Source organism: Lacrimispora xylanisolvens (assembly GCF_002934545.1).
GTDB classification, from domain to species: Bacteria; Bacillota; Clostridia; order Lachnospirales; family Lachnospiraceae; genus Lacrimispora; species Lacrimispora xylanisolvens.
On sequence record NZ_PTJA01000002.1, the window covers coordinates 262535 to 277280 of the forward strand.

The following is a 14746-nucleotide window of genomic DNA, read 5'->3' on the forward strand; positions in this document are numbered from 1 at the left end:
AAAAATCCTCCTTAATTGTTTTCAAGTTTACCCAACAGTTTTTTACTGAGGGTCAGAAACTGGGCTGTCTCTTCTTCTGTCAGAATCCCATGATACTGTTCATAAAGAAAATTCCAGGATTCCATAATGTTTTTCTGAAGTGCAAGACCCTGGGGCGTAGTGCTTAAAATTACGGACTTTCCCTCACAGCGTTTGGATACAAGACTTTTGTGTTCCAGCTTTTCAATCAGCCGGGTGATGGTGGAAGGCGTTAAATGAAGCGTTTCCCCCAGCTCCTTCTGAAGTATCTCTTCTTTCTGATTAACCAGATAAAGCAAAAGAGCATGGCTGGGAGAGAGTCCGGTTTTTGAGAAAGCTTCCTCTGCAATTTTGCCAAACACTCTGGAAAGCTTAACTGTGGTAAAAAACAGGCAGCCGTTAAGAGAGCAGGCCTGTTCCTCTGTTGTGTTATTTTTGTTCAAAACATCACCTCTCTTGTTTGTACATACAAATGATATCACTCTAAAAAACCACTGTCAACATAAAAATGTAATTTGCCCAAATTAATTTATTACAATTAAATGTTATAAAACTATTGACAGGAAAGCAGAAGTATTTTATAATAAAGATAACTTAAAAAATAAGCTTTTATCATAGATACAAGGAGGTATTACAATGTCTGTTTATGATTTTACTGTAAAAACTATGTCCGGAGAGGATAAAAAGTTATCTGATTACAAAGGAAAGGTACTTCTTATTGTGAACACAGCAACAGCCTGCGGATTTACTCCTCATTATACCGATCTTCAGGCAATTTATTCAGAGTACAGGGACAGCGGTCTGGAAATTCTTGATTTCCCCTGCAATCAGTTTGGCAATCAGGCACCTGGAGATAATGAGGAGATTCATACGTTCTGTACCGGACGTTTTGGCGTAACATTTCCACAGTTCTCAAAGATTGATGTAAATGGTGAGAATGCGATTCCACTGTATCAGTATCTGGTGAAGGAAAAAGGGTTTGATGGCTTTGATCCAGAGCACAAGCTGACCAGTGTGCTGGAAGAGATGTTTGAGAAGGCAAATCCCAATTATAAGAATGAGCCGGCTATTAAGTGGAATTTCACAAAGTTTCTTGTTGACAGAGACGGGAATGTAGTGAGAAGATTTGAACCAACTGCTGATATGAAGCTGGTGGAAGAAAGCATAAAAGAATTGCTGTAATAAAATACAGGACAGCAGGAGAACGGAGAAACGTGATGAATTATGACCGATTAAAAATAGAGAACCAGCTTTGCTTTCCGCTTTATGCCTCCGCCCGGGAAATTGTCAGGCTTTATAAGCCGTTTCTCGATGAGATTGACTTAACCTACACCCAGTATATTGCCATGATGGTATTGTGGGACAGGAAGAAAGTCACTGTTAAGCAATTGGGTGAGATCCTTTATCTGGACAGCGGTACGCTGACTCCCCTGCTAAAGAAGATGGAAGCTGGAGGCCTTTTAACCCGTAACAGGGACAAGGAAGATGAGCGCAGTGTCATTGTAGAACTGACTGAAAAAGGGGAGCAGTTAAAAGAGCAGGCGGTAACCATACCCGAACGGATCTCTCAGTGTGTCCCTCTTAACCAGGAAGAAGCAAAAGAACTTTACCATCTTTTATACAAAATACTAGGTAATACAATCAAACATCTGGAATAAAAGAAAAACTCAGGGAGGCCGTGAAGCCATTCCTGAGTTTTTTTAGTTAACTGTTGTGTGACAGGCTGAATCTTCCAACTTCCTGCTTTAAAGCGTGCGCCTGTGCAGCAAGCTCTTCACTGGAAGCAGAACTTTCTTCCGCTGTGGCCGCGTTGCTTTGGATGACAGCAGATACCTGATTGATACCCTGATTGATTTCTTCCATGGAAGCTACCTGGACCGATGACGTGGATTCCACTTCTCTGATGGATACTTCTGCAAGTCTTGCCTTTTCCCCTACTTCAAGGAGTATATCAGAGGCTTCTTTTGCCAGTTTCTCACCTTCTGCGACACTGATTGCGGAATTTTCAATTAATGCAGCAGTCTGCTTCGCAGCTTCTGCAGATTTGGCGGCCAGGTTTCTTACTTCATCTGCAACAACAGCGAAGCCTTTTCCAGCGCTGCCGGCGCGGGCAGATTCCACGGCTGCATTCAGTGCCAGTATGTTGGTCTGGAACGCGATGTCTTCAATAACCTTGGTAATGCTGGAGATTTTTTCCGAGGAAGTACTGATTTCTTTCATGGATGAATTCAGTCTGTTCATATGTTCATTGCTCTTTTTAACACCTGTGTCAGCTGCGGCAACATATCCGGCTGCAATCTGCATATTTTCTGAATTCTGCTGTGCCTGTTTTGCCACTGTGGCAATGGAGGCAGTCAGCTCTTCTATGGCTGCAGCCTGTTCTGTGGTTCCGGAAGCAAGTGACTGGGAAGCAGAGGACACCTGTCCGGCGCCGCTGTTAACCTGGTCAGCCGCGTCGTGGACAATAAGAAGTGCCTGATTTAAATCCCGTTCAATTTTCTGAAGGGCCAGCCCTAACACATCGGCATCCGAGCGAAGAGGAATGACGCTTGTGAAATCACCGTTGCTGATCGCAGTAGCGGATTGGGCCTGATCCTTAATTCCTTCCAGCATTTTAGAAAATGCATCAGCCAGCTGCCCGGTTTCATCCCTGGAATCAAGGTCGGCTAAGTCAACATCTATATAACCAAGAGAGATCAGCTCCGCTGCTTTTACCACCTGTTTAATTGGTCTGCTGATTATTGTGGAAATTCTTATTCCCAGTAAGACAGCTGCTGAAACACCGCAGATGATTAAGAGAACAAGAACCACTGTGGCAATGAGCGCAACAAGCTCATTTAAGTCACTAAGCTCCTTTGTTTCACTCATACGCTCATCAATGATAGCATCGAAGTTATCATATACTTTCTGTATGCTGGCCTGCTGATCGGTCATGGCTTTCTCAGCTTCCTCTTTTTTTCCGGCTTTTGCAAATTCAATGGATTTTGTCATGGCAGGATCATAGGAACCGGAGAAGAGAGAAACTGCCTCTTCAAATAAAGTCATGGACTGAGAGCCTGCAGGAATGGAAGCTTTATAAACTGCAGAGTGGTTTAAAAACTGTTCCTTTTCCTGTGCGTAAGATTTTTCCAATTCTCCAATCCGTTCTTTATTGCCGGCACTGCTTATAATATCCTTGGAATCGGTTCTGATCTGATACAGACTTTCGATTGTGTGGAACATATCGTCAAGAGGGGCTGTCTTTGAACGATACATATAAGTATCCTTTCTGTTTATAAACAGCATACTGGCAAGTCCTACAATGCCTACCAGCAATGTGATGAGAGCCACCGAAAGAAATCCTGTCAGCAGCTTTTTAGAAATGGGGTAGTCTTTGAAATTTTTCATTTGTAATAACTCCTTTTTTGGCACGAATTTGTATAGGGTCAAAACAGAGGAATAGCAGTAAATCTTAATAAATTGTATCAGTATTATATCTGATCATAAGAAAAAACACAATCAGATTCATGAAAACAGACGCCCTGCCGGCGGCTTAACCGGAGTGGCGTCTGTGCTTTCCTGTCACCCTATAAATGGGAACAGCGGCAGGAATTTCCAATTGCCTGAGGATAGGTGAAAATCTTGCAGGGGTCGTATTCTTTTCTCACCTTTTTCAATCTGCAGACATGGCTGCCATAATATTCTTCCAGATAGCAGGGGAGTCCTCCGTATGGAAAATTCACATAAGAGCCTGTTGTGACAGAAGACAGGTAACCAGACTGTCGTGCCACCCACAGGGCATTTTCCCCTTTGCTGTTTTCAAAAACCGTATTGAGCCAGACAATGTATCTGGCATCTCTATAATAAAAAGCAGTGGAATCTGTTGGCACTTCTGAAACCCTTCCGCCAAGTGCGTAGAGAGAAAGTGCGGTGTAAATGGATCCTGTGGGGCGTTTGTTAATAAGCCCTGCCAGTTTCAGACATTCACATTCGGTCAGCTCTCTTTTTACGAAACCGCTTGCGGATAAAAAGGCTTCAAAAGGAGGATAAAAGCTTCCGATTATCGTAACTGCTTCTATAAATGTCACGTATTTTAAACGGTACTTCACCCCGCCAAGTTCCAGAAGGGGGGCGATGCTTCCAAGAGCAGCTTCCGGTGGTCCATAGAAAAAGCCTCTGGATAGAATGGAGAGACCTTCTTCCTGGGAATTAAAAATCCTCCCCACCAGTGTAATTCGCGGATCCGCGTGTTCCAGCCATTCCTGCCAGGCAAGAAGAAAGTAAGCCTGCTTTTCCTGATCGGCAGCGGGATACATGATTTCAACCAGGGTAATTTTATCCACCTTTTTGGGAAGCCGGAAGGTCATGGAGACAATAATTCCGTAATTGCCACCACCACCGCCCCTGCACGCCCAGTACAGATCCGGATTTTCTTCTGAACTGGCAGTGATAAAGCTGCCTTCTGAATTAACCATGGTAAAATTCAAAAGGCTGTCACATCCTAGTCCCAGATAGCGGCAGGAGAGTCCCCAGCCACCCCCCATGACAAAACCACTGACTCCCACTGAGGGGCAGGTACCGCCGGGAAACGGGTATCCTCTGGAAGATACAAATTCGTAAAGCTGTCTGTTATTTACACCGCCCTCTACGGTAAGAGTGCGGTTTTCCTCATCAATCGAAATGTGATTCATTTCACTAAGATCAATATCAAGTACATCATTGCCTGTAGAATATCCTTCATAATTGTGGCCTCCGCTTCGAATGCGAAGACAGATATCCCGTTTTCTGGCCCATAACACTGCATTGCTGACTTCGGAACTATTCCGGCAGTAAACAATGGCCAGAGGAAACCGGTTGACAGCCCGGTTATAGACTTGTCTGGCCTCATGATAGAAAGGATCATCTGGAGTTACCACACGGCCGGTAAGACCGTCAAAACTGCAGGTGCTCATACTGATTGCCTCCTTTCTTACTACCATGGTATTAAGGAAGGAGGCAATTGGTGCCGGAGAGGAGATTCTAGAGCTTCATGATCTTTTTCTCATCTAAATTGGTCAGGCCCTCTGGTGTATGGGTAGATAAATAGACCGTTGGATTCTGGCTGATAAAGGAACGAACCTTTGTCAGAGTTTCTTTTGCAGCCTCAAGATCCTCAAAAACCACAGACAGGCGGTTTTCTATCAGGGCAGCATCGGTATAAGTAATGTCCCCGTGAATGAGATAAAACAATCCGTCATTTTCTGCAATCACAATGCTGTTTCCTTTTGTATGTCCAGGTGCAGGAAGGAAATAAACTCCGTCTGTGATCGTTTCACTTGCTTCAAAGTTATGGTAGGCTCCATCCTGAAACTCCACAGGGACAATATTGTCTCCGCTTAACTTTAAAGCTTCTGCCTCTGCTTTGGAAAGGTAGATTTTTGCGTTAGGAAAGCTTCTAAGCTCGCCGGAATGATCCGGATGCTTGTGAGTCAGAAGAATCCGGGTCACATCCTCTGGCTTGTAGCCCAAATGGGAAAGAGCGGTTACATAATCATGAATCCGTTTCCCCTGATAGATTTTCTGCCCTTCTTTTGCAGGGGTGTCGGGAACCTCCTTTGGGACGCCGGTATCAATTAAAATGACTTCGCTTCCGGTATCAAAAAGATAATTTTGAAGACTGGATTCATAGGTCTTGTTTTCATCAAAAACCGGTTCGCTGACTCCGCCTCCCATTGCGAATGGTTGTGTCATAAAACCGCCCTCATATAATTTAACCGCTTTAATTTCCATGTGAATACTTCCTTTCCTGCCTGTCTGGCTCTTTATTTAATCCGCATTTGTTATAAAAGTGCGAGAATATCTTTTTCCAATTTCTCCGGTTTATCGGTAGGAGCATAGCGCTTTGTCACAGATCCATTTTTATCAACCAGGAATTTTGTAAAATTCCATTTAATATTAGAACCCAGAATACCTGACTGCTGTGATTTTAAATAAGAATATAACGGGGATTCTGAGGAACCATTGACTTCGATTTTTGCAAACTGGGGAAAGGATACTTCATAGTTCATGGTACAAAACTGATGAATCTCTTCCTCTGTTCCTGGAGCCTGATGCCCGAACTGATTGCATGGAAAATCAAGAATCTCAAAGCCCTGGTTTCTGTATTTACGATAAAGTGCTTCTAAGCCTTCATACTGAGGCGTAAATCCACAGCCAGTTGCAGTGTTAACAATCAGCAGTGTTTTTCCTTTGTACTGGGACAGAGTAACAGGGTTGCCTTTTCTGTCTGTAACTGTGATATCATATAAATTCATATCTGCCACCTCGCATTTGATTTATTTATTTTGCTAAATTAGATTGTACACAATTTAATTTGAAATGTCAATAGTTTTTTTGCAAAATAAAAAGACGCATATCTGACCCTGGAATGAATCGGGCGCGGTCGTATGCGTCTGTCTTTATTTTAGGTTAAAAAACCTGATTCAGGCTTAAAAAAATAGTAACAATAAATGGATCAAACTGTGTTCCGGAACAGCGACCGATTTCATCCATTGCAGTCTGGCTATCCAAAGCTTTCCGGTATGAGCGGTTATTGGTCATGGCGTCATAGGCATCAGCCACTGCAAGGATCCGGCAGAGAAGAGGAATATCGGCTCCTTTCAGACCTCTTGGGTAACCCGTTCCATCCCATCGTTCATGATGAGAGAGAATGTATTCTGATACAGTGGAAAGCTCAGGTGTGTTCTGGGCAATGCGGTAGCCGATTTCCGGATGGCGCATCATTTCTTTCCATTCCTCGTCATTTAAAGGTCCTGGTTTGTTTAACGTTTCGATATTGACCCCTACCTTGCCGATATCATGGAGGATTGCCAGAAGAGATAATTCATTTTTATCCTCAGAAGACAGATTCAGCTTTTCTGCAATAGCCATACAGTAGGTTTCTAATCTTACAGCATGCTCCTCCGTTTCCATGCTCTTTTCATAAAGCGTGGCAAGAAGTGTGGTAATAATGCTGTTACGGTAGCTCTTTCCTTCTAAAAGCTTCTTATGATACATTTTTTCTTCTGCTTTTTGCAGGGACTGGCTTAAGGAATAGGAAAGATCTTCTTTCACATCAAATCCAAGAGCTACACTTACCTCCAGCGGGAGCCTGCTGCTTTTTCGGAAGGCTTCTTCCAGCCGTCCGATGATGTCCTGCGCCTTTTTGTGATCCGTATGAGGAAGAAGAACCAGGAATTCATCACCACCCCAACGGGCAGCAATGCCCATGTTTTTAAGCGTATATTGAAGGGTTTTGGCAACCTCTTTTAATAAAAGATCTCCGGTTCTGTGTCCAAATACATCATTGATGACTTTAAGCCCATTCACATCTCCCATGATAACTGCAATTGGAAGCTGGGAAGTCTGATCCATACGTTCTAATTCTTCTTCCATATATCTGCGGTTAAATATCTGGGTCAGGGGGTCATGATAGCTTAAATAAAGGATTCGTTCCTGCTGTCGTTTCTCCTGACTGACGTCCCGAAATACCATGACTACACCGTAAACATGCCCATTCTCATCACGTATGGGTGCGGCACTGTCCGCAATGGGAATTAAATCCCCGCTTTTATTTAACAAAACGGTATGGTTTGCAAGCCCCACAATCATGCCAGTCTCCAGTACTGCACTAATGGGATTTGGTACAATCTTTCCGGTTGTTTCATTGCGCAGATCAAAGATTTCCATAAAGGATCTGGAGCAGGCATCCTTACTGTTCCAGCCGGTAATTTCCTCGGCTGCCTGATTTAAGTAAGTCACTTTTCCATCTAAATCTGTTGTGACGACCCCATCTCCAATGGAATTTAAGGTAACGCTTAACATCTCTTTTTCCCGGTAAAGATCGTCTCTAAACTGTTCCCTGTCTGACACGTCAAAAATAATGGAATAAAGTCTTGTTTCATCTCCATAAGTGACAGGGCTGGAGTACACATCCACCATTTTAATCTCACCGTTTTTCAGTCGGTGGGGAAACAGAAAATACTGCCGCTCCCTGTTAAATGCCTGGATACGCATCTGCTTGGTCGCATGGTCTGAGGCTGCATTAATTTCATCAATACTCATACGAAGCATCTCTTCCTTGCTATAGCCATAAAAACTGCATGCCTGAGGGTTGGCATCCAGTATTTTTCCCGTTATAGCATCAATAATCAGCATAACAGCAGAATGCTCTGTAAACATGGAGTTGTAATTTTCTAAAAGTTGTTCCCGTTCCTGTTTTAACCGCTTTAGCTCGGTGATATCAAGGCGTGAGCCAATGATATAGGAAATCTGCCCATCCTCCATAATAGGAGTAAGGCGTACGAGCCAGTCCCTGGTGCCCTCGGGGAAATCAACGGTCTCTTCATATGTCAGACCCTCTCCGGAAGCGATGCATCGTTCATAGCCTTCTCTTAAAGCAGCTCCTACCTTTTCTCCCAGCACTTCCACCGGGGTTTTGCCAAGGAGCGGGATTTTAATCCCCGTCAGCTGCTGGTGAACTGCATTATTCTTTATATAACGGAATTCACCGCCCTGGTATGTGACGAGAAATAATCCGTCCTGGGTGCTGTTAAAAAAGATATCAATATCCCGTACCAGTTTTTCATTTGTTTTCTTTACCCTGTGAAGCTCGCTGACCAATTCCGTTACTTCATCAAAAATTGTAATGAGAGTGTTGGGATCCGGATAGCTTACAGTAATCTTATAAAAATGATTTCCTGCCTCCAGAAAGGGGGGGTGATTCCATTGATCCGGATTTTTGTAAAATTCAAGCCAGGCTGGTTGGTCAGATAAAGAAGGAAGAATCATCAACATGCTTTTTAGCAGGGCATCCTCTTTTTTTAAACCCAGATAGCGGAAAAATGTATCATTCGCTTCGGTAAGAATATAATCCCTTGTTTGTGAATCCTTATTGAAAATAATGGTATGGCGGGCATAGCCCAACGGCAGCTGCATGAAAGCCTGATCGAAAGGTTCTTTTATCATAATGGGACCCCCTTTGCCTTGTTGAAAATATTGTCATATTTGGTAAATATTTGTAATAAAATAATATCAGATGTTTGTAGCAATTGCAATGAATAGGAATTGAAACAATGTGCATGTACAATATTATATTGCCAATTGGAAGAGTGTGTGAAAATGGTGAGGATAGCAACGAGGTAATTATGATGATAAATTTTAAAAAATTATATTTTTATTAGGTTGACAGGTACTTTTCCGGCTTTTTCATCATAAAATAAGACAAATTGTTTAATTGAAAGGCAGTATTATGATGACTTCTTGCCCCGAAGGATTGTTTTCCTATACAATACAATCCGGCGATACACTTTGGCTGATATCCAGACGTCACTACACTACCGTTGAAGCGATTATGGCAGCAAATCCTGGTATTAATCCTGGCAATCTTCAGGTTGGTCAGATGATCTGTATCCCTTCAGGAAACAGAACCGCCCAGCCCCAGACCCAGCCAACCCAGCCAACCCAGCCGGCTCAGCCAACCCAGCCGACCCAGCCGACCCAGCCGACTCAGCCGACCCAGCCGACCCAGCCGACTCAGCCGACCCAGCCGACCCAGCCGACCCAGCCAGCCCAGTCGACCCAGCCGACCCAGCCAACCCAGTCGACCCAGCCAGCCCAACCGGCCCAGTCAACCCAGCCGACTCAGCCAACTCAGCCGCGCATGCAGCCGACTCAGCCTTCTCAGCCCCAGACCGCACCTGGCAACACTTCTCAAATGTCGACAAACCCATTAAGAAGTGAGGCTGTTTCTGGAAACACAACCCGCTGCCCGGTAGGTTTACGTGCCTATACCATTCAGAAAGGGGATACCCTTTGGCTTCTGGCCAAGAAATATTGTACGAATGTTGAAGCCATAATGGCATTAAATCCAGGTATCAAACCAGGAAATTTAATGATTGGCCAGGTAATCTGGATTCCTGCAGGATATAAGTTCCGGAATCTTCCGCCATGGGCGCAGTCCATGGACAATACCATACAGCAAAGGACAGAAACTGAGTATCCGATTTGTCCTCAGGGGACCCGTTCCTATACCATTGAAGCGGGTGATACACTCTGGCTTTTGTCCCAGCGTTACAATACTACAGTAGAAGCAATTATGGCTGCAAATCCGGGAGTAAATCCCACCAATCTGTTTGTAGGGCAGGTGATCTGCATTCCTAGAAACCGTCCGCAGCCCAGTCCCCGGCCCAATCCTCAGCCCAGCCCCGAACCCCAGCTTCCTACGTACATGTGGGTCAGCAAAGCTGAGCAGAATTTAGGCAATTACTTAAGGTTTTTGAGTCTTCAACAGGTATATTGGCTTAGAATGGCAATTCAGAGTGAACTGTGGAATCTATCAGATGCAGAGTATGTAATGAATCGTCTGATGGAAAACCCGCAGGATTTCCAAATGGCATTCAAAACATTTTATGGGGATGAAAATGCCAAAAAATTAGCAGATCTCCTGACGAATCATTTGACCATGGTAATTAATTATGTAATGGCAACAAGGGATGGCAACACTCAGGCAGCAGCAGATGCAGAGAATCAGTTAAACAATAATGCTGTTCAGATGATTTCTTTCCTGACATCCATTAATCCAAACTGGGAGACTACAGACTTACAGAGAATGATAAGCGAATACATGAGTCTGACAAAGGAAGAGATTGACGCCACAATGTCCCAGAATTTTGAAGACAGTATCAATATTTTTGCAGATATAGAGCGTGGTGCACTGGAAATGGCCGATATGATGACCAAGGGGATTGTAAATCAGTTTCCCCAGTATTTCAGATAAAAAAGAAATGGCAGTCCGGTGTGTTAAATCCGGGCTGCCTTTTTACTCTACGAAACGTAGATTGAAAAAAAATATTTAGTCAGTTACAATAATAGAAATAAGCACATACTAAGGACTGAATTATTAAACACAGAGAGGAGGGATACTCATGCCTGATAGTAACATAGGAACCTTAATTCGAATGCTTCGCAGTGAGCATGGTATGACGCAGAAACAGCTTTCAGATAAGATGCATATCAGTGATAAAACTGTATCTAAATGGGAGAGAGGCAAAGGTCTTCCAGACATCACACTCATTTCAGAACTGTCCAGACTTTTTGGAGTTGATATACAAAATTTGTTGAACGGGGATTTAACGCCCAATGACATAACAGGAGGAAATATGAAGCAGATAAAATACTATGTCTGTCCCACCTGCAAAAGCATCAGCTTTTCCACTGGGGATCCGGAGATTTCCTGCTGCAAAAGAAAGCTTACTGCACTGGAGCCGAAAAAAGCAGAGGAAGGAGAAAAGCTTTCCGTATCGGTGAATGAAGAGGACTGGTTTATCACCAGCGCCCATCCTATGAATAAAGAGTACTACATTTCCTTTCTGGCCTTTGCATCGGGAGACCGCATCTCAGTAATCAAGCAGTATCCGGAATGGGATTTTAATGTTCGTATACCCAGAAGGGGACATGGAATGCTGATCTGGTACAGCACAAAGCATGGTTTGCTTTACCAGCTTTTATAAAAAAACATCGCTTCGAAAGAAACGATGTTTTTATTTCAACGATTACGTTTTCAGCATATACGAAGCGGCCATGCAGGAAATTCCGGGTATTAAAAATAAAATACCGGAAAAGTAAAAACTGGCAAAGATGATATCTGGAACAAGAAGCAGTCTGTTTTTAAGCTGGCAGTATTCGTAAAACATTAAAACGAAAAAAAGAAGCAGAAACAATAACCCTAAAATAAACAAAAGGTTTTTTGCAAATTTTCTCATGTTGCTCCCCCAATAACGACTCTTTCTGTATCAGTTATTTAAATATAGCGGCAGTTCCATAAGCAAGAATTTCAGCCGCTCCCTGCATGACGGAGGAGGAGGCGTAACGAATATTGACAATGGCCTCTGCATTCATAGCCTCACCTTCCTGTACCATACGCTTGGTTGCGAGCTCTCTTGCCTCATCCATCATTTCCGTATACGCCTTTAATTCTCCGCCAACTAAGGTCTTTAACCCCTGAGAAATATCTTTCCCCAAATTTTTTGACTGTATTGTGCTGCCTTTTACCATACCTAAAAGTGTCAGTTCTTTTCCTGGAATATAATCCGTAGTGACTAAAAGCATTTAAATCACGCTCCTTTCTCTATAGAAAACAGTTTTAACATAAAGATTGAAAAATATGTATTCTTGATTTGTTACTTGACTCTCACATTATGGTATACTCTATACTAAATGTGAGCTCAAAAAAAACATATATGTGAGGAAAAAAGCATGCTGAAAATAGGAGATTTTTCTAAACTGTCAAGAATCAGTATCCGAATGCTCCGCCATTACGACGAGATCGGACTGATGACGCCAAGGAGCACCGACCACTTTACCGGATACCGTTATTACAGCGAGGACCAGCTCTTAAAAGCGGCCAGGATTAATTCCTTAAAAGATATGGGATTCAGTCTTGCCGCAATTGGGGAGATATTGAATAACTATGATGATCCCAAAGAGCTGGCAAATTATTTAGAGGTACGGAAAGTAGAAGTCCAGGAAGAAATAAAAGAAAGCGGACAACGGCTTATGCTCCTTGATGCAGCCATACAAAGGCTGAGAAAGGATGATATGGTAATGAATTATAGCGTAGCATTAAAGACCATGCCCCAACGATATGTGGCCAGCGTAAGAGAAATTATTCCGGCTTATAATCAGGAAGGGCTGCTGTGGAAAAAACTTGGGGAAGAGACTCATGACATAAATCTGCAGATGTCTGATCCCGCTTACTCTCTGGCGGTATTCCATGACCGTGATTTTAAAGATGGCGACGTGGAGGTTGAGATTCAGATTTCTGTAAAAGGCACTTATGAAAATACGGAGCACGTAGTATTTAAAACAGTACCTAAGGTGGATATAGCATCAGCGGTATACAAAGGAAGCTACGATCAGATAACTGATGTGAATCTGGCAGTGGCAAACTGGGTCAGAGACAATGAATATGAATTTAACGGTCCCATGTTCTGCATTTATCATGTCAGTCCTGCTCAGACCCAAAATCCGGAGGAATTGGTAACAGAAGTCTGTTATCCAGTTAAAAAAATATAAATAATATAAAAAATGGCTGCCTGCTTGTAACAGGCAGCCGTTTTTGCTATAATAAACAGGAATGAAACAAAAACACGGTTCCTGAGTCGATTGGAGGTTGGAAATATGCTGTTTAATAGGAAATTAACAGAGATATACAGTACACAGGATCTTGAAAAGCTATTTCGTGTAAAAAATATACTGAGAGATAATCATATCTATTATATGACGGAAACCACCAATAACAGCTTGCGTTTATCCATGAATAACTTAAATGGAAGAAATCCAATCTTAGGAAGGACCGGGAACGTAAAAGATTTTTACAGACTTTTTGTATATAAGAAAGATCAGGAAAAGGCAGCCTACATCCTTTCCCAGTTAAGATAATTTATAAAACAGCCAATGGCTAACATAAGCCGCTGGCTGTTATTAATTTTACATAAGGACTGCTTCAAACAAAAGCAGGGCAATGAGAAAAACAAGATTGAGAACTGTAAAGATCCCTAAAAAAGACAAAGTTTTTTTGGGATAGGCAGCAGTAAACAGTTTATAAGAGATTACACTTGCCATGGAGGCGATCAGAGTGCCCATACCTCCTACATTTACTCCGGTAAGAAGACTGGGAGCATTATCTGTAAAACCGGACAGCATGACGGCTGCAGGAACATTGCTGATAAACTGGCTTAGTAAAGCAGCCGTCACCATGGTATCCTTTCTGATTAAACCGGAAACGGTCTGAAAAACCCAGTCAATCCTTGCTAAGTTTCCCACAAATATAAAAATTGCGGCAAACGTAAGGAGAAGGAAATAATCAACCTGATAAAGGGTGCGTCTGTCAAGAATTGCTGTAGCAGCCAGAATGATCAGGGCAGCAGCCTGATAAGGAACCAGCCGCAACACCGCAGCCACCGCCAGTAAAAACATGGTGCCATAGGCTATGACCTGTTTTTTTCGTATAACAGGAACTGTGGTTGTCTCCTGGTTGATGGGATAGCGTGGAATAAAAAAGCACACCAGCAAAAGCAGCACCCCTCCAAATAAAACAAAAGGGAAAGTCACTTTTAGAAAAGAAGGCAGACCAAACTCATACCGGGTAAACAGATAAAGATTCTGGGGATTCCCGATGGGCGTAAAGCTGGAACCAATGTTTGCGGCAATCGTCTGTAAGACTACAACGAGGGCAGTATGGCGTTCCTGACCGCACAGGGAGAGTACTGACAAGGTGATAGGAACCAGAGCGATTAAAGCGACGTCATTTGTCATAAACATGGATGCAAAGAAACTGGTAAAAACAAGGAGTAAAATCAGCGGTTTTAAATCTTTCATTCCGGATGACAGTTTTATCGAGACCGCGTTTAATAATCCTTCCCGCTCAATCCCTTTCAGTGAGGTCATGAGGCAGAACAGGCAAAGCAGGGTCTTAAAATCAATATAATTCAGATAGGCCAAATCCGGGGGGATAAAAAAGACAGAAATGAAAGCAAGAATAGACGCAGCAGTCAGAACGGGTTCTTTCTGAATAAATAAAATGGGTTGTTTCATAAGTCATCTCCAGTAGTAGAAAGGGTAGTAATCATACTTCCGTGCTATTATATATCATAAATCCGTCTACTTCAATCCTTGTTTTGCACACCTAAAGCTGCCAGTAAATAAGACCGCATCATTCCCAACAGGAATC

The 14746-nt window shown here is 42.9% G+C and carries 15 protein-coding genes; 6 read left to right on the forward strand and 9 right to left on the reverse strand.

Annotated features, from left to right (window positions below):
* Positions 1-11: 11 nt before the first annotated feature.
* A complete protein-coding gene (locus BXY41_RS04570) occupies positions 12-461 on the reverse strand; it encodes a MarR family winged helix-turn-helix transcriptional regulator (RefSeq protein ID WP_170072213.1) in 450 nt (149 codons plus the stop codon).
* 193 nt (positions 462-654) lie between these two features.
* On the opposite strand from BXY41_RS04570, the gene BXY41_RS04575 reads away from it, so the two are divergent.
* Positions 655-1200, forward strand: coding sequence for a glutathione peroxidase (locus tag BXY41_RS04575; RefSeq protein ID WP_104435161.1), 546 nt, complete (start codon positions 655-657; stop codon positions 1198-1200).
* Between the two features lie 35 nt (positions 1201-1235).
* Positions 1236-1676, forward strand: coding sequence for a MarR family winged helix-turn-helix transcriptional regulator (locus BXY41_RS04580; protein WP_104435163.1), 441 nt, complete (start codon positions 1236-1238; stop codon positions 1674-1676).
* A gap of 46 nt (positions 1677-1722) precedes the next feature.
* Here BXY41_RS04580 and BXY41_RS04585 read toward each other — a convergent pair whose 3' ends face one another.
* The 5 genes from BXY41_RS04585 to BXY41_RS04605 form a co-directional block, all read right to left on the reverse strand.
* Positions 1723-3405 (reverse strand): methyl-accepting chemotaxis protein, encoded by a 1683-nt coding sequence (locus BXY41_RS04585; protein WP_104435165.1) that lies wholly within the window; start codon positions 3403-3405, stop codon positions 1723-1725.
* A gap of 179 nt (positions 3406-3584) precedes the next feature.
* A complete protein-coding gene (locus BXY41_RS04590; RefSeq protein WP_104435167.1) occupies positions 3585-4949 on the reverse strand; it encodes an FAD-binding oxidoreductase in 1365 nt (454 codons plus the stop codon).
* A 67-nt stretch (positions 4950-5016) separates the two neighbouring features.
* Complete coding sequence (locus BXY41_RS04595; RefSeq protein WP_104435170.1) at positions 5017-5766, reverse strand: MBL fold metallo-hydrolase; 750 nt, start codon at positions 5764-5766, stop codon at positions 5017-5019.
* 50 nt (positions 5767-5816) lie between these two features.
* Positions 5817-6290, reverse strand: a complete 474-nt coding sequence (locus BXY41_RS04600) for a glutathione peroxidase (protein ID WP_104435172.1) — start codon at positions 6288-6290, stop codon at positions 5817-5819.
* A gap of 154 nt (positions 6291-6444) precedes the next feature.
* Positions 6445-8982 carry a PAS domain S-box protein gene (locus tag BXY41_RS04605; protein WP_104435175.1) on the reverse strand — a complete coding sequence of 846 codons (2538 nt, stop codon included), beginning with the start codon at positions 8980-8982 and terminating at the stop codon, positions 6445-6447.
* A gap of 283 nt (positions 8983-9265) precedes the next feature.
* On the opposite strand from BXY41_RS04605, the gene BXY41_RS04620 reads away from it, so the two are divergent.
* Both BXY41_RS04620 and BXY41_RS04625 read left to right on the forward strand, forming a co-directional pair.
* Positions 9266-10792, forward strand: a complete 1527-nt coding sequence (locus BXY41_RS04620) for a LysM peptidoglycan-binding domain-containing protein (RefSeq protein WP_242980038.1) — start codon at positions 9266-9268, stop codon at positions 10790-10792.
* A gap of 148 nt (positions 10793-10940) precedes the next feature.
* Entirely contained in the window at positions 10941-11525 is a 585-nt protein-coding gene (locus BXY41_RS04625; RefSeq protein WP_104435179.1) for a helix-turn-helix domain-containing protein, read from the forward strand.
* Positions 11526-11567: 42 nt separating this feature from the next.
* Here the strand turns inward: BXY41_RS04625 and BXY41_RS04630 are convergent, their stop codons facing one another.
* Together BXY41_RS04630 and BXY41_RS04635 are read right to left on the reverse strand one after the other, a co-directional pair.
* Positions 11568-11777, reverse strand: coding sequence for a hypothetical protein (locus BXY41_RS04630; protein ID WP_104435182.1), 210 nt, complete (start codon positions 11775-11777; stop codon positions 11568-11570).
* 34 nt (positions 11778-11811) lie between these two features.
* Complete coding sequence (locus BXY41_RS04635) at positions 11812-12123, reverse strand: YbjQ family protein (protein WP_104435183.1); 312 nt, start codon at positions 12121-12123, stop codon at positions 11812-11814.
* Between the two features lie 147 nt (positions 12124-12270).
* Here BXY41_RS04635 and BXY41_RS04640 point away from each other — a divergent pair, with 147 nt between their 5' ends.
* On the forward strand, positions 12271-13089 hold the full coding sequence (locus BXY41_RS04640; protein ID WP_104435185.1) for a MerR family transcriptional regulator: 819 nt from the start codon (positions 12271-12273) through the stop codon (positions 13087-13089).
* Between the two features lie 105 nt (positions 13090-13194).
* Complete coding sequence (locus BXY41_RS04645; RefSeq protein WP_104435187.1) at positions 13195-13455, forward strand: hypothetical protein; 261 nt, start codon at positions 13195-13197, stop codon at positions 13453-13455.
* Positions 13456-13503: 48 nt separating this feature from the next.
* Here the strand turns inward: BXY41_RS04645 and BXY41_RS04650 are convergent, their stop codons facing one another.
* Positions 13504-14610 (reverse strand): SLC13 family permease, encoded by a 1107-nt coding sequence (locus BXY41_RS04650; protein WP_104435189.1) that lies wholly within the window; start codon positions 14608-14610, stop codon positions 13504-13506.
* Positions 14611-14746 lie beyond the last annotated feature (136 nt).